At 64.0% G+C, this 21,918-nt stretch carries 21 protein-coding genes, 1 tRNA gene, 1 pseudogene and 1 riboswitch; of the genes and pseudogenes, 18 read left to right on the top strand and 5 right to left on the bottom strand.

Annotated elements, in window-relative coordinates; translation table 11 throughout:
* Nucleotides 1–13: 13 nt before the first annotated feature.
* Nucleotides 14–718, top strand: coding sequence for a phosphate regulon transcriptional regulator PhoB (phoB, locus tag RHPLAN_RS34755; RefSeq protein WP_068028569.1), 705 nt, complete (start codon nt 14–16; stop codon nt 716–718).
* A gap of 91 nt (nt 719–809) precedes the next feature.
* Here the strand turns inward: phoB and RHPLAN_RS34750 are convergent, their stop codons facing one another.
* Nucleotides 810–1,310 (bottom strand): GcrA family cell cycle regulator, encoded by a 501-nt coding sequence (locus tag RHPLAN_RS34750; protein ID WP_068028566.1) that lies wholly within the window; start codon nt 1,308–1,310, stop codon nt 810–812.
* Nucleotides 1,311–1,709: 399 nt separating this feature from the next.
* Between RHPLAN_RS34750 and RHPLAN_RS34745 the strand changes: the two genes are divergently transcribed.
* From RHPLAN_RS34745 to RHPLAN_RS34730, 4 genes are all read left to right on the top strand, one after another.
* On the top strand, nt 1,710–2,918 hold the full coding sequence (locus RHPLAN_RS34745; RefSeq protein ID WP_068028562.1) for an aspartate aminotransferase family protein: 1,209 nt from the start codon (nt 1,710–1,712) through the stop codon (nt 2,916–2,918).
* Nucleotides 2,915–3,841: an ornithine carbamoyltransferase gene (gene argF / locus RHPLAN_RS34740; RefSeq protein WP_068028559.1), complete on the top strand. Its 927-nt coding sequence runs from the start codon at nt 2,915–2,917 to the stop codon at nt 3,839–3,841. Before RHPLAN_RS34745 ends, argF begins: the two co-directional genes overlap by 4 nt.
* A gap of 112 nt (nt 3,842–3,953) precedes the next feature.
* Nucleotides 3,954–4,958, top strand: a complete 1,005-nt coding sequence (locus RHPLAN_RS34735; RefSeq protein WP_442971796.1) for an Hsp33 family molecular chaperone — start codon at nt 3,954–3,956, stop codon at nt 4,956–4,958.
* Nucleotides 4,955–5,719, top strand: a complete 765-nt coding sequence (locus RHPLAN_RS34730; protein ID WP_068028554.1) for a L,D-transpeptidase family protein — start codon at nt 4,955–4,957, stop codon at nt 5,717–5,719. The genes RHPLAN_RS34735 and RHPLAN_RS34730 overlap by 4 nt, the downstream gene beginning before the upstream one ends.
* Here RHPLAN_RS34730 and apaG read toward each other — a convergent pair.
* The gene (apaG, locus tag RHPLAN_RS34725) at nt 5,716–6,111 is read right to left on the bottom strand and encodes a Co2+/Mg2+ efflux facilitator ApaG/CorD (RefSeq protein WP_068028552.1); all 396 of its coding nucleotides are present in this window, start codon (nt 6,109–6,111) and stop codon (nt 5,716–5,718) included. The genes RHPLAN_RS34730 and apaG overlap by 4 nt on opposite strands.
* Before the next feature lie 142 nt (nt 6,112–6,253).
* Here apaG and RHPLAN_RS34720 point away from each other — a divergent pair, with 142 nt between their 5' ends.
* The 4 genes from RHPLAN_RS34720 to RHPLAN_RS34705 all read left to right on the top strand — a co-directional run bounded on the left by RHPLAN_RS34720 (nt 6,254) and on the right by RHPLAN_RS34705 (nt 9,985).
* Nucleotides 6,254–7,498 (top strand): OpgC domain-containing protein, encoded by a 1,245-nt coding sequence (locus tag RHPLAN_RS34720; RefSeq protein WP_068028550.1) that lies wholly within the window; start codon nt 6,254–6,256, stop codon nt 7,496–7,498.
* Nucleotides 7,495–8,280 carry an SGNH/GDSL hydrolase family protein gene (locus RHPLAN_RS34715; RefSeq protein WP_237179977.1) on the top strand — a complete coding sequence of 262 codons (786 nt, stop codon included), beginning with the start codon at nt 7,495–7,497 and terminating at the stop codon, nt 8,278–8,280. Before RHPLAN_RS34720 ends, RHPLAN_RS34715 begins: the two co-directional genes overlap by 4 nt.
* On the top strand, nt 8,277–9,083 hold the full coding sequence (locus RHPLAN_RS34710) for an SGNH/GDSL hydrolase family protein (RefSeq protein ID WP_068028544.1): 807 nt from the start codon (nt 8,277–8,279) through the stop codon (nt 9,081–9,083). The genes RHPLAN_RS34715 and RHPLAN_RS34710 overlap by 4 nt, the downstream gene beginning before the upstream one ends.
* A gap of 164 nt (nt 9,084–9,247) precedes the next feature.
* On the top strand, nt 9,248–9,985 hold the full coding sequence (locus RHPLAN_RS34705) for an IclR family transcriptional regulator (protein ID WP_084246176.1): 738 nt from the start codon (nt 9,248–9,250) through the stop codon (nt 9,983–9,985).
* A gap of 79 nt (nt 9,986–10,064) precedes the next feature.
* Here the strand turns inward: RHPLAN_RS34705 and RHPLAN_RS34700 are convergent, their stop codons facing one another.
* Nucleotides 10,065–11,255: an O-succinylhomoserine sulfhydrylase gene (locus RHPLAN_RS34700; protein ID WP_068028537.1), complete on the bottom strand. Its 1,191-nt coding sequence runs from the start codon at nt 11,253–11,255 to the stop codon at nt 10,065–10,067.
* Nucleotides 11,256–11,303: 48 nt separating this feature from the next.
* Nucleotides 11,304–11,383, bottom strand: a riboswitch (SAM riboswitch).
* A gap of 90 nt (nt 11,384–11,473) precedes the next feature.
* On the opposite strand from RHPLAN_RS34700, the gene RHPLAN_RS34695 reads away from it, so the two are divergent.
* Nucleotides 11,474–12,562: a 2'-deoxycytidine 5'-triphosphate deaminase gene (locus tag RHPLAN_RS34695; RefSeq protein WP_068028534.1), complete on the top strand. Its 1,089-nt coding sequence runs from the start codon at nt 11,474–11,476 to the stop codon at nt 12,560–12,562.
* A gap of 30 nt (nt 12,563–12,592) precedes the next feature.
* A complete protein-coding gene (locus RHPLAN_RS34690; RefSeq protein ID WP_068028530.1) occupies nt 12,593–13,774 on the top strand; it encodes a D-alanyl-D-alanine carboxypeptidase/D-alanyl-D-alanine-endopeptidase in 1,182 nt (393 codons plus the stop codon).
* Nucleotides 13,775–13,789: 15 nt separating this feature from the next.
* On the opposite strand, the gene RHPLAN_RS34685 is transcribed toward RHPLAN_RS34690, so the two are convergent.
* A complete protein-coding gene (locus tag RHPLAN_RS34685; protein WP_068028526.1) occupies nt 13,790–16,102 on the bottom strand; it encodes a mechanosensitive ion channel domain-containing protein in 2,313 nt (770 codons plus the stop codon).
* Nucleotides 16,103–16,384: 282 nt separating this feature from the next.
* Between RHPLAN_RS34685 and RHPLAN_RS34680 the strand changes: the two genes are divergently transcribed.
* From RHPLAN_RS34680 to RHPLAN_RS34665, 4 genes are all read left to right on the top strand, one after another.
* Complete coding sequence (locus tag RHPLAN_RS34680) at nt 16,385–16,855, top strand: (2Fe-2S)-binding protein (RefSeq protein WP_068028522.1); 471 nt, start codon at nt 16,385–16,387, stop codon at nt 16,853–16,855.
* A 20-nt stretch (nt 16,856–16,875) separates the two neighbouring features.
* Complete coding sequence (locus tag RHPLAN_RS34675) at nt 16,876–19,059, top strand: xanthine dehydrogenase family protein molybdopterin-binding subunit (RefSeq protein ID WP_068028519.1); 2,184 nt, start codon at nt 16,876–16,878, stop codon at nt 19,057–19,059.
* Between the two features lie 164 nt (nt 19,060–19,223).
* Nucleotides 19,224–19,901 carry a tetratricopeptide repeat protein gene (locus tag RHPLAN_RS40835; RefSeq protein WP_084246717.1) on the top strand — a complete coding sequence of 226 codons (678 nt, stop codon included), beginning with the start codon at nt 19,224–19,226 and terminating at the stop codon, nt 19,899–19,901.
* Between the two features lie 76 nt (nt 19,902–19,977).
* Nucleotides 19,978–20,051 (top strand) — tRNA-Gly (locus tag RHPLAN_RS34665).
* Nucleotides 20,052–20,104: 53 nt separating this feature from the next.
* Here the strand turns inward: RHPLAN_RS34665 and RHPLAN_RS34660 are convergent.
* Nucleotides 20,105–20,770 (bottom strand): annotated as a pseudogene (locus tag RHPLAN_RS34660) (tyrosine-type recombinase/integrase); the annotation flags it as partial.
* A gap of 117 nt (nt 20,771–20,887) precedes the next feature.
* Between RHPLAN_RS34660 and RHPLAN_RS34655 the strand changes: the two are divergent.
* The 3 genes from RHPLAN_RS34655 to RHPLAN_RS34645 all read left to right on the top strand — a co-directional run bounded on the left by RHPLAN_RS34655 (nt 20,888) and on the right by RHPLAN_RS34645 (nt 21,847).
* Nucleotides 20,888–21,121 (top strand): VOC family protein, encoded by a 234-nt coding sequence (locus RHPLAN_RS34655; protein ID WP_068028510.1) that lies wholly within the window; start codon nt 20,888–20,890, stop codon nt 21,119–21,121.
* Nucleotides 21,118–21,375 (top strand): hypothetical protein, encoded by a 258-nt coding sequence (locus RHPLAN_RS34650; RefSeq protein ID WP_068028508.1) that lies wholly within the window; start codon nt 21,118–21,120, stop codon nt 21,373–21,375. The genes RHPLAN_RS34655 and RHPLAN_RS34650 overlap by 4 nt, the downstream gene beginning before the upstream one ends.
* Before the next feature lie 223 nt (nt 21,376–21,598).
* Nucleotides 21,599–21,847 (top strand): hypothetical protein, encoded by a 249-nt coding sequence (locus tag RHPLAN_RS34645; protein WP_068028505.1) that lies wholly within the window; start codon nt 21,599–21,601, stop codon nt 21,845–21,847.
* Nucleotides 21,848–21,918: the final 71 nt, after the last annotated feature.

Here is a 21,918-nt window from a genome sequence, read left to right as displayed (position 1 = left end):
TAGGGACTGACCCATGGGGGCACGCATCCTGATTGTCGAGGACGAAGAGCCGTTGGCTCTGTTGCTTCGCTACAATCTCGAAGCTGAAGGCTATGACGTCGAGACCGTCGCCCGCGGCGACGAGGCGGACATCCGGCTGCGCGAAGCGCCGCCGGATCTTGCGGTGCTCGACTGGATGTTGCCTGGCATCTCCGGCATCGAGCTCTGCCGCAGGCTTCGCGCGCGCCCGGAAAGCAAGGCGCTGCCGATCATCATGCTGACCGCGCGCGGCGAGGAAAGCGAGCGCGTGCGCGGTCTCGCCACCGGCGCCGACGATTACATTGTCAAGCCATTCTCGGTGCCGGAGCTGATCGCCCGCGTGCGCGCGCTGTTGCGCCGGGCGAGCCCCGAGCGGGTTGCCGACGTCCTGGTTCATGGTGAGATCGAACTCGACCGCGAGAAGAAGCGCGTGTCGCGCGCCGGCCGCACCATCGATCTCGGTCCGACCGAGTACCGGCTCCTGGAGTTCCTGATGGAGCGGCCGGGCCGGGTGTTCTCGCGCACGCAACTGCTCGACGCGGTCTGGGGCTCGGAGGTCTACATCGATGAGCGCACCGTCGACGTTCACGTCGGCCGGTTGCGCAAGGCGCTCAACCGCGGCCGCGAGGCGGACCCGATCCGCACCGTGCGCGGCGCGGGCTATGCGCTGGATGATCGGTTCGGCCGCTCGGCGGCGTAAGCGTCGACGTTCGCGACCTCCTGAAAGACAATCGCCGGGCGCGCTGTTGGCGGCCCGGCGATTGTCTTTTCGACGCCTGTGTTGGTTCGGCTTAGCCTTGCCGGAACGGCGGCTTGCGGTCGCGACGGCGGTCGGCGGCCGGCTGATAAGCGACCCGCGAGTGATAGGTGCAGTAAGGCAGGCCGCTCAGCGGCTTGCCGCCGCAGAAGAAGAATTCAGTATTTGCCGGATCCCCGATCGGCCAGCGGCAGGTGTCCTCGTTGAGTTCGAGCAGCGTCCGGCGTTGCCCGATCGGGATGATGTTTTCGATCAGTTCGGGCTCGGGTTCCGGCTCCATCTCGAAGGCGAGCGCGAGCGCCGTGTTGCCCCGCATCGCCGGCCGCGGCACCCGCATCATGTGGGTGCGCGGCTTGCGCACCCGCGGAGCCGAGGAGGATGGCGACTTGGCCCGGCCGGACAGACCCAGACGGTGCACCTTGCCGATCACCGCGTTGCGGGTAATGCCCCCGAGTTCCGCTGCGATCTGGCTCGCCGAAAGGCCGTCGGTCCAGAGCTTCTTAAGCAGTTCGACCCGCTCGTCAGTCCACGACATGAGCCGTTTCCCCTCATCTCCGCCAGCCCCGACCGGCAGAATCCTTCCACGCAGCCCGGCCAGAGGGCCGGGGTCAGGTACGCTCACACAATCGTCACTGGGAACCGTCCACTACGACATCTCGTATTGGACATGCGGACGCTACAATACGGCTAGACTCGCGCGCAAGAGTCGCTGCGACTCACGTCCACATTTTCCTGTCATTTTCTCTTGCCTTTCCTCAGATATTCGTCAGTGAGTCGCAGAGCCGACTTGACGGGCTGAGGTCATCACTCCCGTACCGGCGAGTTGACCACTCCCAGGGGGCCCCCATATGATGGGTTCACGTGCCGCCCGGAGAGGCGGCACGATTCATTTTGGCTCTGTTTTGGCGCCTGAATTGAGCAGTGAGCAGTCGCAATGTCGTCCCATATGATGCCGTCTTATGCCCGGGTGGACATCGCCTTTGAGCGGGGCGAGGGCGTTTGGGTGTTCACCCCCAGCGGCGAGCGCTACCTGGATTTTGGCTCGGGCGTGGCCGTCAATGCGCTCGGCCATTCGCATCCGCACCTCGTTGAGGCCTTAATCGAGCAGGCCAAGAAACTCATTCACTGCTCGAATCTTTATCGGATTCCCGGCGGCGAGCGCCTTGCCGACCGGCTGTGCGCCTTGAGCTTTGCCGACCTGGTGTTCTTCGCCAATTCCGGCGCGGAGGCGATGGAAGGCGTCATCAAGCTCGTCCGCAAATATCAGTCGGCCAACGGCCATCCCGAGCGCTATCGCATCATCACGTTCGAAGGCTGCTTCCACGGCCGCACGCTGGCCACTCTCGCATCTGCGAAGAACAAGAAGCATCTCGACGGCTTCGGCCCGGTGATGGACGGCTTCGACCAGGTGCCGCTCGGCGACATCGCAGCGGTCAAGCGCGCCATCACGCCCGAAACCGCTGGCATCCTGATCGAGCCGGTACAGGGCGAGGGCGGCGTCCGCATGGCGGAGCCGTCGTTCTTCAAGGCGCTGCGCGAGATTTGTGACGAGCGCGGGCTGCTGCTTGCCTTCGACGAAGTCCAGACCGGCATTGGCCGGCTCGGCGAGATGTTCGGCTATCAGAGGCTCGGCGTCACTCCCGACGTGATGGGCTTGGCCAAAGGTCTCGGCGCAGGCTTTCCGATCGGCGCGGTGCTCGCGACCGCCGAAGCGGCCAAGGGCATCACGCCCGGCACCCACGGTTCGACCTTCGGCGGCAATCCGCTGGCGGTTGCGGCCGGCAACGCCGTGCTCGATGAGGTGACCAAGCCCGGCTTCCTCGATCATGTGAAGAAGATGGCTCTGCTGTTCCGGCAGCGGCTTGCCGAAATCAAGGATCGCCATCCGTCGGTGATCGCCGAGGTGCGCGGCGAGGGCCTGTTGATCGGACTGAAGAGCGTGGTTCCGCAAGGCGAGCTGGCCGACGCCTGTCGCGCCGAGAAGATGCTGACGGTTCTCGCCGGCGACAACGTCGTGCGTTTGGTGCCGCCGCTGATCATCACCGAGGCCGATGTCGCCGAGGCGATCAGCCGGCTCGACAAGGCTTGCGTTGCCATCGAGCACGCGAAGAAAGGCGCCGCCAAGCTAGGAGCGGCCGGATGAGCGACAATGGCATCCGCCATTTCCTGGATCTGACCGATATCTCGCGCACTGAACTCCGCGGGATCATCGAGAACAGCCGTGCCATCAAGGGCGGCGGCGCGCCCCGCGCTGCGAAGCCGCTCGCCGGGAAGACCATCGCGATGGTCTTCGACAAGCCCTCGACGCGGACGCGGGTGTCGTTCGACGTCGGCATACGCCAGCTTGGCGGCGAGTCGATCACCCTCACCGGCGCGGAGATGCAGCTCGGCCGCGGCGAGACCATCGCCGACACCGCTCGTGTGCTGTCGCGCTATGTCGACGGCATCGTGATCCGCACGCTCGACCACGCGCTGGTCCAGGAGCTTGCCGAGCATGCCACCATTCCGGTGATCAACGGGCTGACCCGGCGCTCGCATCCGTGCCAGGTGATGGCCGACGTCATGACCTTCGAGGAGCACCGCGGCTCGATCAAAGGCCGCACCGTGGCCTGGACCGGCGACGGCAACAATGTGCTGGCGTCCTGGATGCATGCCGCCGACCGCTTCGAGTTCCAATTGCGGGTGGCGACGCCTCCCGAGCTCAAGCCCAAGAAACGGCTGCTCGATTGGGTCAAGAAGTCGGGTGCCGCGATCCGGATCGGCACCGATCCGGACGAGGCTGTCAAAGGCGCCGACTGCGTCGTCACCGACACCTGGGTGTCGATGGGCGACAAGGACGGCAAGCTCCGGCACAACCTGCTCAAGCGCTATCAGGTCAACGCCCGGCTGATGTCGAAAGCCCGCACCGACGCGCTGTTCATGCACTGCCTGCCGGCGCATCGCGGCGACGAGGTCACCGAGGAGGTGATGGACGGCCCGCAGTCGGTGGTGTTCGACGAGGCCGAGAACCGTCTGCATGCCCAGAAGGGCATCCTGACCTGGTGCTTGCACGCTGCGGCGCGATAGCGGGTTCACCCCCGCAACGTTGACGAATGAAACTTGAACAGGCCTGGCGATCCTTGGGGGTCGTCTTTCGGCCGTTGGCGCACTAAATATGTCAGCAATGAATCAGCCTCATATGGATATACCGGTCCGGGCGCCGTCAGCGACGTCCGCCGATGACACCGTTCTGCCGTTCGAGATCGGCGCGCTCGACCTGCGCGGCCGCGTGGTGCGGCTCGGCGCAGCCGTCGACAGCATCCTGAACAGCCATAACTATCCGCAGCCCGTCGCCAAGCTTCTCGGTGAGGCCATCGCGCTGACCGTGATGCTCGGAATGTCGCTGAAATTCGAAGGCCGTTTCATCCTGCAGACCCAGACCGACGGTCCGGTCCGTATGCTGGTGGTCGACTTCCGGAGCCCGAGCCAGGTGCGCGCCTGCGCGCGCTACGACAAGGCGCGGGTGGCGGGCTTGATCGAGAGCGGCAAGACCTCGTCGGCGGACCTTCTGGGTCATGGTCATCTGGCCATGACGATCGATCAGGGCGCCGACATGAACCGCTATCAAGGCCTGGTCGCGCTGAACGGCGGCACGCTCGAGGACGCCGCGCACGAATACTTCAAGAGCTCCGAGCAAATTCCGACCCGGGTGCGGCTTGCCGTCGCCGAGGAGATGTCCCCTGGCGCCGGCCACCGCTGGCGCGCCGGCGGGCTGATGCTGCAATTCCTGCCAAAGGCGCCGGAGCGCGCGCGTGTCGCCGACCTGCCGCCCGGCGATGCGCCGGAAGGCACGGCGCTGCACGTGGTCGACGAGGACGACGCCTGGGTCGAGGGTCGTTCGCTGGTCGAAACCATTGAGGATGTCGAACTGATCGATCCGGCATTGTCCAGCGAGCAGCTGGTCTACCGGCTGTTTCATGAACGCGGCGTGCGCGTCTTCAACAGTGTGCCGGTCGTCGCGCAGTGCTCGTGTTCGCGCGACAGTGTCGAGGCCATGCTGAAAAGCTTTTCGCAGGACGATCGCGACCACATGGTCGAGAACGGCGAAATCTCCGTGACGTGCGAGTTCTGCAGCGCGAACTATAAGTTCGCGCCGCAAGAAGTTGGCGCTTCATCAGGCGGCGAGACGAACGGCGGCTCATGATCCAGGCCACGCGCCATGCAGCTGGAATGCTGGCTGCCATGGCCGTGGTCGTTGTTTCGTCTTCTGCTTCCGCTCAATCGCAATCGCGAAGCTGTCCGGCGCCGCTCGATCAGGCGCGCCGTCTGGTGCTTGTCACTGCCAAATCCATGGCTGAGCTCTCGGCAACGATGCAGCTTTTCGAGCGCGCGTCTCCGGCCGAGGTGTGGCGCGCGGTGGCGCCGGCGGAGCCGGCCAATCTCGGCCGCGGCGGCATGGCGTGGTCGCATTTCTTCCGCCGCTATGCCAAGGCCGGCGAGCCGCTTAAGGTCGAAGGCGACAAGCGCGCGCCGGCCGGCATCTACCGGATCGGCCGCAGCTTCGGCATCCTGCCGTCGTCGCGGCCGAATTATCTGCACGTCACGGATGACACCGTTTGCGTCAACGAGCCGTCATCGCCGCACTACAATGCCATCACGTCGCGCAAGCTGATCCAGCCCCACACCAGCGTCGAGAACATGAGCCGGGCGCTGCCGATGTACCGGCGCGGTCTCGTGGTCGATTATCCGACTGACGGCCGGGCGCGGGCCGGGTCCTGCATCTTCATGCACGTCTGGCGCTCGCCGACCTCCGGCACCGCCGGCTGCGTCTCGATGCCGGAGGCCCGTCTCGAGGCGTTGCAGGATTTTGCCGCCTCAGGCGCCGTGGTCGCGATCCTGCCGCAGGGCGCGCTCAGCCGGTTTGGAAATTGTTTGCCGACGGGCGGCGAAAGCGCGGCGCGCTAGTTCAAAGTTCGCCTGGCTTCGGATGAATCCAGCGAAAAGGCCGGAATCTGGATATCGAAATCCTCGCCGGTGTCCGAAATCACCATGCCGTAGGTTCCGGTCATGAAGCCCGATGGGGTCGGCAGCGGCACGCCGCTCGTATATTCGAACGACTTGCCGGGTTCGAGCACCGGCGTCTCGCCGACCACGCCGGCGCCCTTCACCTCCTGCAGCCGGCCATGGGCGTCCGTGATCTTCCAGTGCCGGGTCTTCAGTTGCACGGTCGCGGGACCGCGATTGGTGATTTCGATCGTGTAGGCCCAGAAATAATAGCCGTTTTCCGGCGATGAGCGCTCGTCGAGAAAGCGCGGGGTCACCTGGACCTCGATGTTGCGGGTGGTGGCGCGGTACATTGTCGCCGCTGAATCCTAAGTGGTTCTACGCGCTTTCATAACCCGCGGCGAACTGGCAATTCAACGCCGTACACGTCCATAACTAAGTCCACAATTCCTGTAGGCTGATCCGGGAATGACAGACACTCCGGCCATAGGGAGCATGGCAGGGACCGCGGCGCTCGATCCGGTGCGTCAGCAGGTTCCAGCGACGGCCGTCACGGCTGTTCAAGCCAGTGCTCAGGCTGCGCCGGTGGCCAAGGCCGAGCGCGATCTGCGGCTCGACCTGTTCCGCGGGTTGGCGTTATGGCTGATCTTCCTCGATCACATTCCCAACAACGTGCTGGCGTGGTTCACGATCCGCAATTACGGCTTCAGCGACGCGACTGAGATCTTCATCTTCATCTCGGGCTACACCGCGGCCTTCGTCTATGGCGCGGCGATGGTTCAGCGCGGTTTTATCGTCGCCGGTGCGCGCATTCTCAAGCGGTCCTGGCAGATCTACGTCGCGCACGTCTTCTTGTTCGCGATCTACATGGCCGAGATTTCTTATGTGGCCTCGAGCTTCGAAAACCCGCTCTATGCCGAGGAGATGAACGCACTCGATTTCATCAAGCAGCCCGACGTCACGATTGCGCAGGCGATGCTGCTCAAGTTCAAGCCCGTCAACATGGACGTGCTGCCGCTCTATATCGTGCTGCTGTTCTTCTTTCCCCTCGCGCTCTGGCTGCTCATCCGCAATGCTACGGTCGCGTTGCTGTTGTCGGTGATGCTCTACGCGCTGACCTGGGAATATGAATGGAATATCCCGTCCTATCCGACCGGGCACTGGTACTTCAATCCATTCGCCTGGCAGTTGCTGTTCGTGTTCGGCGCCTGGTGTGCGCTCGGCGGCGCCGAGCGGCTTGCGCCGCTGCTGCGCTCGCCGATCACCAAGTGGATTGCCATCGGCTACCTGGCTTTCGCCTTCGGCGTGACCATGACCTGGTATTTCCCGCGCCTCAGCTTCCTCGTTCCGCGCTGGCTCGGCGAATGGATGTATCCGATCGACAAGACCAATCTCGACGTGCTGCGTTTCGCGCATTTCCTGGCGCTGGCGGCGTTGACCGTGCACTACATCCCGCGCGGTCTGCCGCTGCTGAAATCGGCTTGGTTCCGTCCTGCGATCGTCTGCGGACAGCATTCACTGGAGATCTTCTGCCTCGGCGTGTTCCTCGCCTTTGCGGCGCACTTTTTCATGATCGAGTTTTTCGGCGGCACGAGTTTGATGCAAGTCATCATGAGCGTGGCAGGCATCGGCATAATGATCGGGACCGCCATGGTGATCTCGTGGTACAAGCGCATCGAAAGCCGCGGCTCGACTCCCAAGCGACCGCCCGATGCCGACCTTGCCGGAGGCGAGGCATGACGATGTGGACCGCTCTGGGGCGTGCGGTCGCAGCGACCTTGTTGGTCTTGTGCGCCGCAACAGCCCGTGCCGAACCGGCAGACCCGTGCGCGGTGCCGGGCTATTTGCTGTTTGGCGAAAGCTTGCTGCAGCGCGTCGGCGCCACGGCGACCAACGAAAAGGCGCTGAAAATCGTCGTTCTCGGCGGGTCTTCCGCGAGCCTTCCCGGCCCGGACGGTGTCTCGTTTGCATTTCCAGCGCGACTTGAAGTCGCACTCCGCCGGCGTTTACCGAACCTCAAGGTCTCTGTCGCGACAGACATTCGATTCCGCCAGACTGCGGAACAAATGGTTGACGATATTGAGAAATTGGTCACCGACCAGAAGCCCAATTTAGTCATCTGGCAAACCGGAACCTACGATGCTCTGCACGGCATCGACCCGGAAGAGTTCAGATCAGCGGTATCCGAGGGCGTAGAGAAGTTGCAAAGTGCCGGCGTCGACGTCGTTCTGATGAATATGCAATACAGCCCACGCACCGACTCTGTTGTTGCCCTGACCGCTTATGTGGATGCCATACGTTGGGTGGCCCGTGAGCGCGAGGTGCCGGTCTATGATCGGCTTGCGATCATGCGGCACTGGTACGACGCCGGGCAATTCGATCTCTATGCTGCGACCAAGGACATGAAGATGGCCAAGAGCGTCCATGATTGTATCGGGCGGACGCTGGCGGCTTCGATCATCGACGCGGCGCGCCTCGAGCCCCAAGAAGAAAAATCACAGGAAGGAACTTCGCCGCGATGAAAGGCCTCCCTTATTTTTTTCGCAGCGCGACAGCGCTGGCCGTCACCGCTTTCGCGGCTGCGATTGCCTTTGGGTCCGCCCATGCTGAGGGATCGGCGACGGCGCCGAAGTGCACGGCTCCGTCTGAGCTGACGCGACTCGATTACGTCCTGAAGCGCATGTCGCAGAAGGTCTCCGCCGGCCAGCCGGTTAAGATCGTCGCCATCGGTTCGTCCTCCACCGCGGGCGCGGGCGCGAGTTCGCCGACGATGAACTATCCGAGCAGGCTTCAGGTCGAGCTGCAGGCTCTGATGCCGCGTGTGCCGATCACGGTGGTCAATCGTGGCGTCAACGGCGAGGAATCGCGCGACATGCTGGCTCGCTTCGAGCGCGACGTGTTCTCGGAAAATCCCGATGTCGTGGTCTGGCAACTCGGCAGCAATTCGGTGCTGCGCGATCGGCCGCTGTCGGAAGCGCCGGCGCCGCTGCACCAAGGGCTGAAGCTGCTGCGCGAGCACGGCGCCGATGTGGTGCTGATGAATCCGCAATACACACCGCAGGTTTTCACCAAGCATGACGTCGAAGGCATGGTGCATCTGCTGAACGTCGCGGCGAAAGAGAACAGCGTCGACCTGTTTCAGCGCTTTGCGCTGATGCGCTACTGGCAACTCACCGAAGGAATTCCGTTCAGCGCCTTCACGTCCCCGGACGAGCTGCACATGAACGACTGGGGCTATGGCTGTGTCGCCAAGCTTCTGGCCGGCGCGATCCACGATGCGGCGACGCGGCCGACTTTGACTGCGACCGTCAACCAGCGGCGGTAACGTGACGCCGTAAGGTTTCGGCGGCACCGCTTCCATAACCGATCGAAACATCGCCGGCGCCTTGCGCCGGCGATTTCGTTTGTGCCGGCGGCTGCGCTTGACAAGGGAAACTCCAGGTCCAACCTTGTCCCTATAGATAACCCTATGAGACCGATTATAGGACCATGCGAGAATCCAGTCAGACGTTGTCGCGCGGACTTAAGCTTCTCGACTTGATCGCCAGCGGGCGTGAAGGCGTGGCGGTGCGCGAGTTGGCAGCCGCAATGGCGCTGCCCAAGAGCATCGTGCAGCGGCTGCTCTACTCGCTGGAGCAAGAGGGCTATCTGGCTCGCCACCCGTCGCAGGTGGGCTACCGGCTCACGTTGAAAGTCTGGAGCCTGGGCTGCTCCGCGGTTCGTCGCATTGATGTGCGCGAAGCGGCGCGAGCGTCTTTGGAGCAGCTTGCCGCGCAGACCGACGAGACCGTCAAGATCGGCGTGCTCGACGGCACCGACGTTGTTTACGTCGACCGCATCAGCTCGCCGCAGATCGTACGCGCCTACCTGCCGGTCGGCGGCCGGGCGCCGGCGGCTTCGGTTGCCACGGGAAAAGCCATTGTGGCGTTCGTTCCCGAGGCGCGCTGCCATGCCGACGCGCCTGCCGAATTGACGCGCGAGTTCGAGCAGATCCGCAAGCGCGGCTACGCCATCAATCGCGGCGAGTGGGAGGCCGATGTGGGTGCGCTCGCCGCGCCGATTTTCGACGCGCATGGCGCCGCTGTCGCGTCGGTCGGCGCGATCATGCCGCTGAGCCGGCTTTCCGCGCAAAACGCCGCGCCGCTTGCGGCGTTGATCACGCAAGCCGCTGCGCAGATCTCCAGCCGGATGGGATACGAGTCGACAGCAGCCCGGGCGAGTTCGTAGCCTTCCTGAAGACGCACCACAATTGCCGGGGCCGGCTGAACGGCTGAAGGCACAACAGCCCCTTCAGCCGTTCCAGCTGTCACACCGCCTTCAGCGCGTTGGTGACATCGTCGATCAGGTCGTCGACGTGCTCCAACCCGCACGACAGCCGTACCAGGCCGTCGCTGATGCCGAGGTCTGCGCGCTGCTCGGGCTTCAGCCGGTAATGCGTGGTCGTCGCCGGATGCGTGATCAGGCTCTTGGCATCGCCGAGGTTGTTGGAGATGCGCACGATCTTCAGCGCATCCTGGAACGCGAACGCGCCCTTCTTGCCGTTCGCGACCTCGAACGCCACCATCGTCGAGCCGCCACGCATCTGCTTCTTGACGATTGCGGCCTGCGGATGATCCGGCCGGCCAGGATAGATCAGCTTCTTCACCTTGGGATGCTTCGACAGCGCCTCGGCCACTTTCCCAGCCGTGTCGGTTTGCGCCCGCACGCGCACTGCGAGCGTCTCCAGGCCTTTCAGCATCACCCAGGCGTTGAACGGCGACATCGAGGGGCCGGTCTGCCGGATGTAGTTGTGGATGTTCTCGTTGATGAACTTCTCCGAGCCGAGGATCACGCCGCCGAGACAGCGGCCCTGGCCGTCGATGTGCTTGGTCGTCGAATAGACCACGCAGTCGGCGCCGAGCTGCAGCGGGCTTTGCCACAGCGGCGTCGAGAACACGTTGTCGACGACGAGCTTGGCGCCCACCGAATGCGCGATCTTGGCGATCTCGGCGATGTCGAGCACTTCGAGCGTCGGATTGGTCGGCGATTCCAGAAAGCACGCCTTGGTGTTCGGCCGCATCGCCTTGCGCCAGGCGTCGAGATCGAAACCGTCAACGATGGTCGAGGTCACGCCGTAGCGCGGCAGGTAGTCTTCCACGACGTATAGGCACGAGCCGAAGATCGCCTTCGACGCCACGACATGGTCGCCGGCCTTGACCTGGCCCATCATCGCGAGCGTCACGGCGGCCATGCCGGTCGCGGTGGCGCGGGCTGCCTCCGCGCCCTCGAACTCGGCGATGCGCTGTTCGAACATCGTCACGGTCGGGTTGGCGAAGCGCGAATATTGATAGCCGTGGTCCTCGCCCTTGAAGCGAGCCTCGGCCTGCGCCGAATTGTCGTAGACGTACCCCTGGGTGAGGAACAACGCCTCGGAGGTCTCGCCGAACTGCGAGCGAAGGATGCCGCCTTGCACCAGGCGGGTCTCGGGGCGGTATTTGGACGTATCAGATGCGGACATTCCGGCTTCCTCCAGCCAACAAAAAACCCGGCCGATAAATCGGGCCGGGCACAAACGTCCCCGGCCTGTTTAGCGATTTGTTTTACGTGGCTGCAAGCCGGCCGGCTCAAATGACCACGGAGATAGGTGTGGTCATACGGTCCAGATGCCTTCCCGTCAAGGCACCCGTCGGGTACAGCATTTCCGTAGTTTTCCCGCGTAAAGCCTAAGGCCCGGCGATGGCGACCAAGGGCATTCTGCCCGATCACATGATCTCGGAGCTGGCGAAGAACGGTGGGATTCGTCCCTCGCGGGCCTTCGCGCCTGACCAGATCCAGCCGGCGAGCCTCGACCTGCGGCTCGGCCCCAAGGCCTACCGGGTGCGGGCGAGCTTCCTGCCCGGGCCGCGCACCACGGTCGAGGAGCGCATCGACAATCTCAAGCTCCACGAGATCACGCTGACCGACGGCGCGGTGCTCGAGACCAACTGCGTCTACATCGTGCCGCTGCTGGAAAGCCTCGCGCTGCCGCCCGACATCGCCGCCGCCGCCAATCCGAAAAGCTCGACCGGCCGTATCGACGTGTTCACCCGCGTGATCGCCGATCGGACGCGCGGCTTCGACCAGATCGATGCCGGCTATCACGGTCCGCTCTACGCCGAGATCAGCCCGAAGACGTTCCCAGTGCTGGTGCGCGAAGGCTCCCGGCTGTCGCAGATCAGATTCCGCCGCGGACACGCGACGCTCGATGCGGCGGCGCTGCGCGCGCTGCACGACAAGGAGCGGCTCACCGACGATGCCGATGCCGATCTCACGCTCGGCATCGCGGTCGGCGTCGATCTCGCGGGGCTTGGTCCCAACAACTTCGTCGGCTATCGGGCCAAGCGGCACACCGGCTTGATCGACGTCGAGAAGCGCGATGGCCATGCGGTCGGCGACTTCTGGGAGCCGATCGCGGCACGCGCCGACAGGAGCCTGATCCTCGATCCGGGCGAGTTTTATATCCTTGCCTCGAAAGAGGCCGTGCAGGTGCCGCCGGATTACGCGGCCGAGATGGTGCCGTTCGATCCGCTGGTCGGCGAATTCCGCGTGCACTATGCGGGCTTCTTCGATCCGGGCTTCGGTTATGCGGGCGCGGGCGGCAAGGGTGCCCGCGCCGTGCTGGAGGTGCGCTCGCGCGAGGTGCCGTTCATCCTGGAGCACGGCCAGATCGTCGGCAGGCTGGTCTACGAGACGATGATCGACAAGCCGAAGACGCTCTACGGCATGGGCATCGGCTCGAATTATCAGGCCCAGGGGCTGAAGCTCAGCAAGCACTTCAAGGTCTGAAGCCGACCGTTGCCAAGCGGGAAAAGCGCCATGTGGTCTCGCCTGTTGCTCCTCGCGCTCCTTCTTCTGCCTGCGCAGGCGCTCGCCGGCGCGAAGGAGAAGGTCGCGGCGCTGGCGCCTGCGGGGCTGGTGTTCGTGATCGATGCCGCCGGCAACGAACTCGTGGCGCAGAATGCCGATCAGCCTTTCGTTCCGGCTTCTGTGACCAAGATCGTCACGTCCTGGCTGGCTTTGCAGGTGCTGGGCGAAGACTACCGTTTCCAGACCCAGTTCTATCTGGACAGCAAACGGGTGCTGTATGTGCGCGGCGGCGGCGATCCCTTCCTGATCTCGGAAGAGCTGGCCGTGCTTGCGGAAAACCTTGTCGCCAAGGTCGGCAAGGACCCGCTGACCGGTATCGTGCTCGACGCGAGTTACTATCCCGCCGATCTCAAAATTCCAGGCGCCGAGATCAGCAGCCGGTCCTACGATGCCATCAACTCCGCGTTGGCGGTGAATTTCAACACGATCAGCGCCGTACGCCACGGTAAAACGGTCCAATCCGCCGAGGAGCAGACGCCGATCACGCCGCTTGCGATCAGCCAATTTCGGGCCCGAGGGCCTGAAGGCAACGGCCGCATCAGCCTCAGCCAGGAGCCGGCGGTGAGCCTGCGCTATGCCGGCGAACTGCTCGCCGAGTTCATCAAGAAGGCGGGCGGCAGCGTGAAAGGCAAGATATCCTTCGGCCCGGTGCCCGCGCATCTGACTCCGGTCTACGTTCACAAGCAGTCGCGCCCGCTCGGGGAGATCCTCCGCGAGCTGCTGCATTCCTCGAACAACTACATCGCCAACCAGGTCTTCATGGAAATGGGCGCGCACAAGCTGGGCGGTCCCGCCAGCCTTAAGAAGTCGCTCCAAGTCGCGCGCGAGATTCTTGCCGCGAACGGCCTCGCCAAAGACATCCAGCTGGAGGAAGGCTCGGGGCTCAGCCGTGGCAACCACTTCACGGCGCGCGGCCTCGTCAAGGTGCTCGACCTGTTCGCGCCCCATGCCGGCCTGCTCAAAGGCGGCGAAGGCACCTCGTACAAGAGCGGCACGCTCGACGGCGTGCGCACGCTCGCGGGCTACACCAGCACCTCGGCGCACGGGCAGATGCGTTTCGTGATCGCGCTCAAGGGCAACGACGGCACGATGCGCTTCAAGCTGCTTAAGGCGATCGAATCCGAGCTGTAGCCTGGAGCGGGCGCGCTATCCCGCCCGGGCCCGGCCGACCGGCTTCTTCTCCGGCATGTCCTGAAAGCCCTGCAGCACCACGGTCGTCGATGGTGGCCGCGCGATTTCGATACCGGTCTCCTGGAAGCGCTTCTTCATCCGCCGGTAGAACTCGCGCTGCACCGGCCAGCGGCCGCTGTCGGTGCATTGGATTTGACCCGCGATCGTCACCATGGTGGCGTCGACCTTGTCGACGCCCCACAGATCGAGGTCGCCGCGGATCATTGAATTGAAGCGCGGCTCCTTCCGCATTTCTGCGACGATCTCCTTCAGCACCTCGCCAACGTGATCGACGTCCTCGTTGTAGTCGACGCTCACGCTGATCGCGGCGTTGCCGATGCCGCGGTTGGTGTTGGTGACGCTCGTTACCGAGCTGAACGGCACGATGTGCACCGAGCCGTCGCCGGCGCGAAGCCGGATGGTGCGGATCGACAGATTCTCGACCACGCCGCTGAGGCCTGACACCGTGACGGAGTCGCCGACCTGCATGGCGTTTTCGAGCAGCAGGAACAGCCCCGTGATCAAGTCCTGCACGAGCTTCTGCGAGCCGAAGCCGATGGCGATGCCGATGATGCCTGCGCCGGCGAGCAACGGCGCGATGTTGACGCCGAGTTCGCTCAGCGCCGTCAGTGCGACGACCGTCAGGATGACAGCGAGCAGCGTGGTGCGCAGCATCGGCAGGAACGTGCGCAGCCGCGCCGCCCGGCCAAAACGGTTTTCGCGTGCGAGCCGCGCCAGATGCCGCTCCATGCCGGCGTTGGCGGCCTCCCAGACGGCGAGCGCCACGATGCTGGCGATGCCGATGGTCGCGACGGCGGAGAGCAGCCGCCGGCCGACCATGCTGGAGGAGAACCATGTGGTGACGCCGATGCCCCACACTTCAAGCAGCGCCACGATCGTGATCGCGGTGATGATGCCGGACACGGTCGATCGCAAGGCGGGGAAATACCGGTTGGCGCGCGCTTCGAGGCCCGGATAGCGGCGGATGAGATCCGGGCTGATGCGGAAGATCCGGTCGAGGATCGCCATCACGGCGACCATGGCAAGCCGTGCGATGACCAGCACGGCGACCGTGGAGAGGAAATACTGCAGCAGCAGCGCGTAGCCGTTCTGCACGCGCAGCGCCCAGACGCCCCACAGCGCGAGATTGAGCATGATCGCGAGGATGTGCCAGGTGTCGGCCAGGCGGTTGCGCATGATGGCAAAGACGCCGTGGGCATTGTCCGGCGCCTTGATGAGATCGGCCACGGCCTGTCGGCATTGCAGGGTGACGACCACCAGCAGCAGGTGCACCACCAGGATGATGATCCGCACGACGGCGAAGTAGGCCGGCCGATAGAGTCCGAGCAGCAGTGCCACGTTGGCCAGTGCCACTCCGAACACCGCGAGCACGACAATGCGCCGCGCCCAGATCGTGATGTAGGCCGCGGTCTCGTCGCGGATGATGAACAGGCTCGGCTGGTTCGCTGCAGGCGAGACCAGCGCGCCAACGACGCAAAGCACCACGCGGCACAGAACATAAGCGTTCACCATCGCCAGGATGATGACGCGCGGCGTCGCCGCGGTGCCGATCTCGGTCGCGAGCAGCAGGTTGCCGACGGCGGCAAAGGCCAGCACCGGCGCGAGATCGAGCACGAGTCGCGCCAGCACAAATGGCAGCCGCAATGTGAGCTGCCAAGCGGTGGCGAGGGTGCTGTGTCGCTTCAACTCATGGCCGAGATTCTCCGGCGTTCCATCGGCGGGCTCGGGCGCCGGCTCCGCCTGGCGGCTGCGCAGCGGCACATATCGATTGATCGCACCAAGCGGCCTTCGCAACGCGCGCCAGACCAGCCACTCGATGGCGAGCGCGCAGACGAGCACCAGCGCGAGCTTCCACGCGGTGTCGATCAGGATGTGGCGGGTGTACGGGTCCTTGGCCAGTTCGACCGACCAGTAAAAGATCATCGGGAAGTCGGTGACCCGGCGTGCCGCGTTGGCGAGCGTGTTCGACACCTCGCCGAACCAGTTCGAGACCTGCACCATGATCTGGACGCCGAGATTGTCGGCGGCCACGGCCGGAGCGGTTGCCGAAGCCGTTTGGGCCGAGGACATCTTGGCGATGGTCTGCAGCGTCTGGATCAGCTGGCCGCGTTTGGCGTCGTCCTGAAGCACTTCGAGCGCCTGCTGGGCCTGCGCGGCGGTAACGGAGGGCGCCGGATGCGCTGCCGCATCTCCTACGTCCTGCGACCATGCGGGCTGGACGGTCAAAAGCGCGAAGATGATGAGAGCGAGCGTCGTAATTTTCTGCATTGCGGCATAACGCCCCGTTCGTTGGGCGGCAATTTGCAGATCCCGCGGCCTTTGTGGGGCGAAAATCCCGCCCGTTCCTGTGGGATTGCCGCGTGACAGTTTTTTGATTCGAGCGGCGACCGCGGGCGCGGTCACTTAGCTTTGAACGGCTCAAAACTGCGTAGGCAGCGCGTGAGCGCCGCGCTAAGCTTTCTTCGAACAACAACAAGAAACGTCTGATGGGCGCGGGCCGCGAGCCCGCTTTGATATCTGGTGGCCGCAAGCCATCGAGGGAGACGATCAATGGCGAAACTGAACATAAACGGCAAAGTCCGCGACGTGCGCGTCGAGGACGATACGCCGCTGCTCTGGGTGATCCGCGAACACGTCGGTCTGACTGGCACGAAATACGGCTGCGGCGTGGCGCAATGCGGCGCGTGCTCCGTGCATATCAACGGCGAGGTGCAGCGCTCCTGCTCCGTTCCGGTCGGCAGCGTCAAAGCCACCGACAAGATCGTCACCATCGAGGGGCTGTCGCCCAATTCATCGCATCCGGTGCAGAAGGCCTGGGCTGCGGTCGACGTGCCGCAATGCGGTTACTGCCAGTCCGGCCAGATCATGGCGGCGGCGGCGCTTCTGAAAAAGACGCCGCGCCCGACCGACCAGGACATCGATGCCGCGATGACCAACATCTGTCGCTGCGGCACCTATCAGCGCATCCGCGAGGCCGTGCACATGGCCGCGGGCACCTCCACCACCGGAAGCAAGGGTTGAGGGAGGGCGCCATGAGAAAGATGACATTCGGAAAAGGCAAGCACCTCTCCCGCCGCAAGTTCGTGGTCGGCACCGCGGCTGCAGGCGGCGGTCTCGCGCTCGGCCTGAGCGTGCCGTTCGCCGGCACGGCGCTTGCGCAGAACGAGGCCAACGAGGTGAACGTCTGGGTCGCAATCAAGCCCGACGACACCTGCGTGATCCGCATCGCGCGCTCCGAGATGGGGCAGGGCACGCTCACGGGCCTCGCTCAACTCGTTGCCGAAGAACTCGAGTGCGATTGGGGGAAGGTGACGACCGAGGGCGTCACGCCCGGCCGCAATCTCGCGGCCAAGCGCGCGTGGGGCGAGATGGGCACCGGCGGCAGCCGAGGCATCCGCACCTCGCAGGACTATGTCCGGAAAGGCGGCGCGGCCGCCCGCATCATGCTGCTGCAGGCCGCCGCCGATCAGTGGAAGGTGCCGGTTGCCGAACTGAAGGTCGGCAAGGGCGTGATCACCCACGAGGCGAGCAAGCGCAAGACGACCTACGGCAAGGTCGCCGCCGCTGCCGCGAAGGTGACGCCGCCTGATCCCAAGAGCATCACGCTCAAGGACCCGAAGACCTGGACGATCGCCGGCAAGCCGCTGAAGCGGCTCGACACGGCGGATAAGCTCAACGGCAGCAAGGTCTTCGCGATCGACCTGAAGCTCCCCGGCATGGTGTGCGCCGCGATCAAGGACTGTCCGGTGTTCGGCGGCAAGGTGAAAAGCTTCGATGCCGCCAAAGTCTCCGGCATGCCTGGCGTGAAGAAGGTGGTGAAGGTCAAGGACACCGCCGTGGCGGTGGTGGCCGACACCTGGTGGCACGCCAAGAAGGCGCTCGATGCTCTTCCCATCGAATGGGACGAGGGCGAGAGCGCCAAGGTCTCGAGCGCCAGCATCGCCGAGGATCTGAAGGCGGCGCTTGGCGCGGCCGAGACCAATGGCGACCGCAAAAACGGCGATGCGCTCAAAGCGATCGACGAGGCCGCGAAGAAGGTCGAGGCCGTCTACGCCACGCCGTTCCTGGCGCATGCCTGCATGGAGGTGATGAACGCCACGGCGCGCGTCACCGCCGACAAGGCCGAGTGCTGGGTGCCGTCGCAGAATCTCGAAGCCTCGCTCGCGGCGCTGTCGGAGGCCTCCGGCGTGCCGCTGTCGAAATGCGAGGTCTACCGTCACGATCTCGGCGGCGGCTTCGGCCGGCGCGGCGGCACGCAGGACTACGTTACGCAGGCGGTGACGATCGCCAAGGAATTCCCCGGCATCCCGGTCAAGCTGATCTGGAGCCGCGAGGAGGACCAGGCGCACGACTTCTATCGCCCGATCTCGCAGTGCAAGCTCACGGCGGGTCTCGACGACAAGGGCAATCTCACCGGATTGCACGTGCGCGTCGCGGGCCAGTCGATCAACGCCACGCTCAATCCGCGCGGCATCGTCGGCGGCAAGGACCTGCGGCAGTTGCAGGGCTATTACGCCGAGCCCGGCGACGCCCAGCTCGGCTATCACGTGCCGAATCTCCTGATCGAATACGTGATGCGCAACACCCACGTGCCGGTCGGCCCGTGGCGCGGCGTCAACACCAACCAGAACGCCATCTACATGGAGTGCTTCATCGACGAGGTGGCGAAGGCGGCCGGCAAGGACCCGCTGGAATTCCGCCGCGCCTTGATGAAGGACTATCCGAAGCACCTTGCCGTGCTGAACGCAGCGGCCGGGAAGGGCGGCTGGGGCAAGCCGTTGCCGAACGGTGTGCATCGGGGTCTTGCCCAGTTCATGGGCTACGGCAGCTATTCGGCAGCCGTCGCCGAGGTCTCGGTCTCGGACAAGGGCGCGCTGAAGGTGCACCGGCTGGTGCTGGCGCTCGACTGCGGCCATGCCGTGAACCCCGGCCAGATCGAGGCGCAGGTCCAGGGCTCGGTGGCCTATGGGCTCAGTGCCGCGCTCTACGGCGAGATGCCGGTGGAGAAGGGCCGCATCACCAATCTCAACTTCGATACGTATGAGATCATGCGGCTCGCCGAATTCCCCAAGGTCGAGACCGTCATCGTGCCGACGCACGACTTCTGGGGCGGCGTCGGCGAACCGACGATCTGCGTCGCGGCGCCCGCGGTGCTGAACGCGATCTATGCGGCCACCGGCAAGCCGGTGCGGAGTTTGCCGCTGAAGAACGTGAAGCTCGTTTAGGCAGGCCAGGGCAAGGCCCTCTTGCCCGGGATTGAGCGGCAGCAACGGATCAGACGAAGCGGTCGATCCGCTGCTGCCGCAGCCGGGCGGCTACCTATATTGTTCCGGAAGGCACGCATAATTACCTACCGCCTCGAACCGAAGGTCTATCGGGAGTGTGGGCGATGTCGTTCTTGCCGCGAATTCGATTTGGCAAAGACCCCGAAACCGAACTTCTGGAGCAGCGCGTTTCGACGTTGCAGGCGGCTCTGAAGCAGTGCTCGGAGGTGGCCGGGCGCTGGTCTGAATTCAGGCGAACCGTGACCGCTGTCATCGCCGTCCTCATGCTCGGGCTGGGCTTTGCGCTTGGCGTCTATCGCGAACCGATCCAGCAGTCCGCCGTCGATCTGGCACGAATGATAGGTCTCGCCAACTCGGTCCCGAGCGCCGATGCGGCCTACGCGGCCTATAAAAACGGCGACTATGACTCCGCGCTGCGGATGGCGCGTTCACTGGCCGCCGGCGGCGACGCGGCGGCCCAGTTCTACCTCGGGGTCATGTATTCCGAAGGCAAGGGCGTGCCGCAGGACTATGCCGAGGCTGCGAAATGGTATCGCGCCGCCGCGGATCGTGGCGACGCCCAGGCGCAATACAATCTCGGGATCTCCTACGCCAAGGGCGAAGCCGGGGACCAGGACGACGTCAGCGCGTATTTCTGGCTCAATCTTGCGGCTGCGCGTTTCTTGCCGTCCGACACCCGCCGGGGCGTTGCCATCAGCAGCCGGGAGGCGGTGGCGAAACGGATGACCGCCGATCAGATTGCCGTGGCGCAGAAGCGGGCGAGCATGTGGAAACCGCAATAACGACGCCGGACAGAAGCCGAAAGCGCCGATGAAGTGCCTAGCCAGTTTTTCCAAATATGCTAAGTCTTTGCCCTGTGCGGGCGTAGTTCAATGGTAGAACGGAAGCTTCCCAAGCTTCATACGAGGGTTCGATTCCCTTCGCCCGCTCCAACACTTAGCGACATTTCGTGGAACGGTTTTGTCGTCAGTTTTGCTAAGTATGTTCACTCTCTGGCCTCCAGTTTTTTTATGCGCGCTTTTATTGCTGCCGTCCGGCCCACGTAGCGACGGATGATCTTCTCGACCGATTGCTCTTCCCAAGCGAGCGTTTCGGCTATCTCACGCATTGTGAAACCCGCGATGTAGAACTTCGTCGCAGCGGTTCCTCGCAAGTCATTGAAGTGTAAGTCCAGGTCCGAGATTTTCGCGTCGATCTTGGCTTTGTTGAATGAACTTCCGAAGCCATCCGCGGTCCACGGCCTAAGCCGGCTGCTTGTCAGTACCGTCGTCGCGCGTTTTGGAATACTGGAGAGGATTTTGCGCAGTTCGCCATACATGGGAATGATCGCTTCTCGGCGATGCTTGCTCTTGCTCGTTGTCAGAACAATCGCGTCGTCGCTGATGTGTGACCAAGACAGGCGGATCAAATCGCCTAACCGCAGTCCAGTATGGCTAGCTAGGTCAATGGCGTTTGCGATCTCAACTGAGCAAGTCTTCTTGATATGTGCGATGTCAGATTCGGCCCAGATGATCTCGGAGCGATCGTTCTTGTACAGATGCTTAATACCCTCACACGGATTCCCAGCGACCTTGCCAAGTTCAACTGCATGAGCAACGACTCTAGAAAGAACCTGTAAGGCATAGTCCGCCGTGCGAGGCGTGTCCCCGAACGCAAGTTCTACGTCTGCCGAGTAGCGAAAAACTCGAACAGCTGTGTTGCTCATCACAGCTGGCAATTCATTCTTGCCTTCAATTGCAACCGCAGATCCTCCGTTTGGGAGCAAACGATGGGCAGTCCGTCGTCATCCGGCAGTTTGGTTGCGATCCTGCCGTGCAATGATCTTGACGCTTCGGAGCGTTTCTACAATCGCCTCCGCTTTGTGCGCCGGGACGAGGCCCACACAGACTATCGCATCCTGTCGAACGGCGCCGGTGGCCATCTGCATCTGACGCCCGCGGTGGAAGACTGGCTCGTGCCTATGGCATCGTTCAGGACGGCCACGGCGCGCGCGCCATCGTGAAGCCCGCCGCGGGCGATGACGACAAGACGCTTGGCTTGCGCATTGGCGATCACATCGAGGGCTGGTCGGTCACGGCCATCGACCCGACCAGGCTCTCGCTCTCGCTCGAGGATCGCTCGGTGGTGTTCTCGATGTTTGACAATAACGGTCCGAGCGATCAGCCGAAGTTCGTGCGTCATCATATGGCGCGGGTCATCGAGCTGAACGCGGCCGGCGTTCTGACGGCGCGTCGCGTCGGCGTGCCCCGGCCTTAGCCTCACTTTTGTGACTTCGGCCAGGGCAGGCCGCGCCGATGTTCCCGAAGGCCCCCTCGTCGGAAGCCGCCCCAAACGGGGTGGCCTCTTTCATTTCAGGCGGATGTCAGGTTTCCCAGGGCTGGCACGGGGCTGCCACAATTCTTACGTCTTGCGGTAACAGAGCGTATAGGATGGTTTTCGCCCGGCGAGACCACCCTTTGCGCCGAAACGGAGCCTTCGCGTGTCAGACTGCATCCATTGCGACATCCACGACCTCCTGGAGCCGGAGCTTGCCCGCGAGGGCGCCGACCTGGCTCAGATCGCTTCCAAGGTGACGGAGGTGCTCGCCGATCTGGTGCTGTCGGCCACGCCCGAGGACCGCGCGGCGCTCTTGGCCGACGTGATCGCCAATCTCGGCCACCTGGTGCTGGAGAAGAGCGAGGAGATCGAGGGCGCGAGCGCCGGCGAGGCGAAGTCGCGCAGGCATTAATTCATCCCGGCATTTAAGAGAAAGAGCCCGGCGAAGCAGCGCTCCGCCGGGCTCTTTTTGTTCGATCGGGA

Source organism: Rhodoplanes sp. Z2-YC6860 (assembly GCF_001579845.1).
Taxonomy (GTDB): domain Bacteria; phylum Pseudomonadota; class Alphaproteobacteria; order Rhizobiales; family Xanthobacteraceae; genus Z2-YC6860.
The sequence above is the reverse complement of the archived record's forward strand: the minus strand, read 5'-3'. Positions and strand labels throughout refer to the sequence as shown.

Excerpts from the sequence above, each read along its gene's own strand:
- RHPLAN_RS34700 (WP_068028537.1), bottom strand. The coding sequence starts at position 11,255 with ATGTCCGCATCTGATACGTCCAAATACCGCCCCGAGACCCGCCTGGTG.
- RHPLAN_RS34695 (WP_068028534.1), top strand. The coding sequence starts at position 11,474 with ATGGCGACCAAGGGCATTCTGCCCGATCACATGATCTCGGAGCTGGCG.
- RHPLAN_RS34675 (WP_068028519.1), top strand. The coding sequence starts at position 16,876 with ATGACATTCGGAAAAGGCAAGCACCTCTCCCGCCGCAAGTTCGTGGTC.
- RHPLAN_RS34690 (WP_068028530.1), top strand. The coding sequence starts at position 12,593 with ATGTGGTCTCGCCTGTTGCTCCTCGCGCTCCTTCTTCTGCCTGCGCAG.
- argF (WP_068028559.1), top strand. The coding sequence starts at position 2,915 with ATGAGCGACAATGGCATCCGCCATTTCCTGGATCTGACCGATATCTCG.
- RHPLAN_RS34705 (WP_084246176.1), top strand. The coding sequence starts at position 9,248 with ATGCGAGAATCCAGTCAGACGTTGTCGCGCGGACTTAAGCTTCTCGAC.
- RHPLAN_RS34710 (WP_068028544.1), top strand. The coding sequence starts at position 8,277 with ATGAAAGGCCTCCCTTATTTTTTTCGCAGCGCGACAGCGCTGGCCGTC.
- RHPLAN_RS34715 (WP_237179977.1), top strand. The coding sequence starts at position 7,495 with ATGACGATGTGGACCGCTCTGGGGCGTGCGGTCGCAGCGACCTTGTTG.
- RHPLAN_RS34720 (WP_068028550.1), top strand. The coding sequence starts at position 6,254 with ATGGCAGGGACCGCGGCGCTCGATCCGGTGCGTCAGCAGGTTCCAGCG.
- RHPLAN_RS34685 (WP_068028526.1), bottom strand. The coding sequence starts at position 16,102 with ATGCAGAAAATTACGACGCTCGCTCTCATCATCTTCGCGCTTTTGACC.
- RHPLAN_RS40835 (WP_084246717.1), top strand. The coding sequence starts at position 19,224 with ATGTCGTTCTTGCCGCGAATTCGATTTGGCAAAGACCCCGAAACCGAA.
- RHPLAN_RS34745 (WP_068028562.1), top strand. The coding sequence starts at position 1,710 with ATGTCGTCCCATATGATGCCGTCTTATGCCCGGGTGGACATCGCCTTT.
- RHPLAN_RS34655 (WP_068028510.1), top strand. The coding sequence starts at position 20,888 with ATGGGCAGTCCGTCGTCATCCGGCAGTTTGGTTGCGATCCTGCCGTGC.
- RHPLAN_RS34680 (WP_068028522.1), top strand. The coding sequence starts at position 16,385 with ATGGCGAAACTGAACATAAACGGCAAAGTCCGCGACGTGCGCGTCGAG.
- RHPLAN_RS34735 (WP_442971796.1), top strand. The coding sequence starts at position 3,954 with ATGGATATACCGGTCCGGGCGCCGTCAGCGACGTCCGCCGATGACACC.
- phoB (WP_068028569.1), top strand. The coding sequence starts at position 14 with ATGGGGGCACGCATCCTGATTGTCGAGGACGAAGAGCCGTTGGCTCTG.
- RHPLAN_RS34730 (WP_068028554.1), top strand. The coding sequence starts at position 4,955 with ATGATCCAGGCCACGCGCCATGCAGCTGGAATGCTGGCTGCCATGGCC.
- apaG (WP_068028552.1), bottom strand. The coding sequence starts at position 6,111 with ATGTACCGCGCCACCACCCGCAACATCGAGGTCCAGGTGACCCCGCGC.
- RHPLAN_RS34750 (WP_068028566.1), bottom strand. The coding sequence starts at position 1,310 with ATGTCGTGGACTGACGAGCGGGTCGAACTGCTTAAGAAGCTCTGGACC.